This is a genomic window from Acidovorax sp. KPB24-03, from assembly GCF_057546605.1.
The window spans coordinates 1-4,474 of sequence record NZ_BAAJYR010000289.1 but is presented as its reverse complement, the minus strand read 5'-3'; the positions used below and the strand labels follow the sequence as shown (position 1 = coordinate 4,474).

Here is a 4,474-nt window from a genome sequence, read left to right as displayed (position 1 = left end):
CGAGGCCGCGGCGCAGGAGGCGCGCCGGCGCTGGGAGGCGATCGGCAGCGCCTCGACCGAACTGCGTGCGCATTTCAGCGACCCGGCCGGGGGCACTGCGTCGCCCAATGCCCGGCGCATGCTGCTGTCCGCCGCCGCATTGGTGGGCACCGGGCTGCTGGCCGGACGCGGCGTGCAGTGGCTCTGGCAGCAGCCGGTGTTCACTGCCGCCTACGCCACACGCACTGCGCAGGTGCTGAAGGTGTCGCTGGCCGACGGGCAGGACGGCGCCCCGGGCAGCCGGCTGGACCTGTCGCCCCGAAGCGCGATCGACGTGGCGCTGTACCGGCAGCACCGCAGCGTGCGGATGGCCCAGGGCGAGATCCGCTTCGAAGTGGCCCGCGATGTGGACCGCCCGTTCGTGGTGCTGGCCCGTGGCGCGCGCATCGAGGTGGTGGGCACCGTGTTCACGGTGCGCGACCGGGGCGGCCCCGTCACCGTGGGAGTGGAGCGCGGGCACGTGCGCGTGCAGCCGCTGACGGCCCCTTCGGGCAACGACCCGATTGCAGAAAGCGAAGCGATCGACCTGCACCCCGGGCAGTTGCTCGCCCTCCAGGACGGCCGGGCCGAGCCGGTGCGCCCCGTGGACCCGGCCCAGCTGTCGGCCTGGCGGGAAGGCTGGCTGGTGTTCAGGAACGAACCGCTGCGCGATGCACTGGCCACGGTCAACGCCTACCGCGCCCAGCCGATCAGGCTGGCCGATGTGCGCCTGGGCGATCTGCGCCTGTCCAGCCGGTTCCGCGCGGGCGATTCCGCGGCCTTGCTGGCCGCGCTCCCGACGATCCTGCCCCTGACCGTGCATGTCCAGGCGGACGGCGGCGTCGAACTGCGCGCCCGCTGACACCCTGGGGCAGCGCCCCGACAAAGAAACCAGACGCGGGCTGTCTCCGTTCTGCCCGCTCGAACGTCATGGGAACAAAGCACAAGCCACGCCCGACTGCGGGCCAGTGCGCCTGGACCGCGATGGACCGCTGCCTTGTCGTTCGATTTACCTGGAGTTTCAGAAAGCCATGCATTCCTTTCCCCGTCAGTCCCTCCTGGGTGCGGCGCTCGCCGCCGCGTTCGGAACCCTTCTCGCCGGCTGGAGCCCTGCGGCCCTGGCCCAGGCACCGCAAGCCGTGGCACCGCAGGCCTTCGACGTGAAGGTGCCCGCCCAGCCGCTGGCCAGCGCGTTGGCCGAGCTGTCACGCCAGACCGGGGTGCCGGTGTTCGCGTCCGGCGACCTGGTGGGCGAGGCCGAGTCCCGCCCGGTCTCGGGCCGCCTCACGGTGGAGCAGGCCCTGCAGTCCATGCTGGCCGGCAGCGCGCTGGAAGCCGGCAGCGCCGCCGGCGGGGGCTACACCATTCGCCGCGCCAGCCGGCAGGCCGCCAGCGGCACCTTGTCCACCGTGGTGGTGAAGGCGGGCGCCGACACCGAGCGTCCCGATGGCCCGGTGAACGGCTACGTGGCCCAGCGCAGCAGAACCGCCACGAAGACGGACACCGCCCTGCTGGAGACGCCCCAGTCGATCTCGGTGATCGGGCGCACCGAGATGGATGCGCGCGGTTCGCTGGAGCTGATGGACATCGTGGCCCAGACGCCTGGCGTCTCGGTGGCAACGTACGGGCCGGACAACCGCGGCTGGGAATACATTTCGCTGCGCGGTTTTCCGGGCAACACCAGCAGCTACCGTGACGGGCTGCCGCAGACGCAGTTCGGCGTGGTCTACCGCATGACCGAGCCCTACGGGCTGGAGCGCGTGGAAGTGCTGCGCGGCCCCTCTTCGGTGCTCTTCGGCCAGGGCGATGCCGGCGGCGTCATCAACCGCGTGAGCAAGACCCCGAGCGCCGACGCCACGCGCGAGATCGAGGTGCAGTACGGCAGCTTCGACCGCAAGCAACTGGCCTTCGATGTGGGTGGCGCCCTGAGCGAAGGCAGCGACCTGAGCTTCCGCCTGGTGGGCGTGGGCCTGGACAGCAACGACCAGGACCGCTACCCGAACGGCGACCGCATCAACCGCACACACCTGTACCTCGCGCCGTCGCTGCGCTGGCAGCCGAGCGCCGCCACCTCGTTCACGCTGCTGGGCGAATTCCTCAAGGACAAATCGGGCGAAGACCCGTACTACGCCAATTTCTTCGGGCCCGACGGCACTCTGCGGCACGTGAAATACGGGGACCCGTCCTTCAGCCGCTTCCAGCAGGACCAGTCTTCACTGGGCTACCAGTTCGAGCATGCATTGAACAACGGCTGGACGGTGCGCCAGAACGCCCGGTACACCGACATCGCCCTGGAGCGCAACGCGCTGTGGGCGGATACGGTGCTGGCGGACGGGCACACCATTTCCCGCAGCACGCGCTCCTGGGACGACGGGCTCAAGCAAGGCTCCCTGGACACGCAGTTGCAGGGCTCGGTGCGCACGGGCGCGGCGCAGCACACGCTGCTCTTCGGCCTGGACTGGAACCACCTCGAAGGCACGGCACTGCGCTTTCGGGGCGTCGGCCCCAACCTGGACCTGCTCAATCCCGTGTACGGCATGGCCGTGCCCACACCGCGCACGCCCATGGCCGATTTCACGCAGAAGATGGACCAGATCGGCCTGTACGCACAGGACCAGATCCGCTTCGGCGACCGCTGGGTGGCCACGCTGGGCGGGCGCCAGGACCATGTGAAGACCACCACCGACAACCGCCTGAGCGCCCAGCGCACCACGCAGAGCGACGATGCCTTCAGCGGCCGCATCGGGTTGAACTACCTGCTGGGCGGCGGCTGGTCGCCCTATGCCAGCTATGCCGAATCGTTCCTGCCCACCAGTGGCGTGGACATCAACAACAACCCGTTCAAGCCGAGCCGGGGCAAGCAGGTGGAGGTGGGGATCAAGTACCAGCCCGAGGGCGGCAAGACCCTGTTCACCGCAGCGCTGTTCGACCTGCGCAAGACCAACGTGGTCACCTACGACAGCATCACGTCGGACGCCCGGCAGATCGGCAAGCAGCGCTCGCGCGGGCTGGAGCTGGAGGCCAAGACCGAACTGATGCGCGGGCTCAGCGCCACCGCATCGTTCACGGTGCTGAATCTCAAGGTGCTGGAGAGCGCCGACACGAGCGAGTTGGGCAAGATCCCGGCCACGATCCCCAAGCAGACCGCATCGCTCTGGCTGGACTACGCGATCGGCGGCGGCTTCGGCGTGGGCGCGGGCGTGAACTACGTAGGCGAGCGCCAGAACGACGAGGCGAACACCACGGCCGAGGGCGGGTTCACCTTGCTCAATGCCGCGCTGCGTTACGACCAGGGCCCCTGGCGCTTCGCACTGAACGCGACGAACCTGCTGGACCGCAAGTACAACACCATCTGCTACCACCGTGAGTGCTACATGGGGCGTGAGCGCACGCTGACGGCCACCGCCAAGTACCGCTGGTAAATCCCGGCGGCGTGCAGCCGCCCCCCTGGCCTTGGGGGCGGCGCCGTGTTTCAGACCCGCCGCGTTGGCGTTTGCATCGCGGGCCCGGTGGCCCGCATCGCCTGGCGGCAGGCCCGCAGCAGATCGCCGTGCTGGATGATCTGACGGTGGCTCGCACCGATCGATGCGCCCGTGCGCAGGCGTCCACCCAGCTGGTCCGCCAGTGCCGTCACCTCCTGCGGGGGCCGGTCCTCGCGCCACCAGACATCGGGCACTGCCTGAAGCTCTGGCAGTGGAGGCAGCTTCATGATCGCGGCATCGAGCCGACGATAGGCCATGAATTTCTCCACCATGCCCCCCTGGCCCGGATCGATGCCCAACTGCGCCACCAGCGCATTGGCAGCCTGTGTGGTGTGGTGCACCGAGTCCACGCAGGCCATGTCCGCCGTGCCGAGCACCTGCAGCACCTGGTCGATGGCGCCGGCATCCACCCAGTCCGCCAGGAAGGTGCGGGCCTCTTCGCGCCAGTCGTAAGGAACGATGCCGCCGTGCATCACGAAACTGTCCACCATGCCGAGGAACGCCACTTCGCGCCCTTCGGCTTCGAGCAGGTGTGCCATGTAGACCGCTTCGGTCGCGCCCAGCGACCAGCCAAGCAGCGCCACCGGCCCCTGCGGACAGACGTTGCGCACCAGATCCACGTGGTAGGCGGCCAGCGCCTCGATGGCGTCGATGCGCGACAGGTCGGTGCAGCACAGGCCATATACCGGGCGGTCCTTGCCCAGTTCGTCCGCCAGGGGCTGGTAGTCCAGCACGTTCCGCAACGCCGGCGCGATGCAGAACAGCGGCATCGCCGAGGTGTCCGCCCCCGCCGCCAGGCGCTGGATGGGCCGCAGCGGAGCGCTCGCGCCCGGGGCTTCTTGCAGCAACTGCGCGATGGTCTGCTTTTGCATCAGGTCCTGCAGCGAAAAGGCGTGCTCCGCCGCCAGGCTCTGGTTCATGCGGGCAAGCAGCTTCAGGGCCACGATGGAGTCGCCCCCGATTTCGAAGAAGTT

The 4,474-nt window shown here is 69.2% G+C and carries 3 protein-coding genes; 2 read left to right on the top strand and 1 reads right to left on the bottom strand.

All coding sequences use genetic code 11. The annotated features are described in order from the left end of the window. On the top strand, positions 1-880 hold an 880-nt coding region (locus tag AC27KI_RS19340; protein WP_487115324.1), incomplete at its 5' end, for a FecR family protein. A 169-nt stretch (positions 881-1,049) separates the two neighbouring features. Continuing rightward, positions 1,050-3,440 carry a TonB-dependent siderophore receptor gene (locus AC27KI_RS19335; protein WP_487115322.1) on the top strand — a complete coding sequence of 797 codons (2,391 nt, stop codon included), beginning with the start codon at positions 1,050-1,052 and terminating at the stop codon, positions 3,438-3,440. Positions 3,441-3,490: 50 nt separating this feature from the next. Here AC27KI_RS19335 and AC27KI_RS19330 read toward each other — a convergent pair. Continuing rightward, the coding region (locus AC27KI_RS19330) for a thioesterase domain-containing protein (protein WP_487115320.1) at positions 3,491-4,474 on the bottom strand (984 nt) is incomplete at its 5' end.

What these genes read in the sequence shown, in the direction of transcription:
- AC27KI_RS19335 (WP_487115322.1), top strand. Translation starts at nt 1,050, where the DNA reads ATGCATTCCTTTCCCCGTCAGTCCCTCCTGGGTGCGGCGCTCGCCGCC.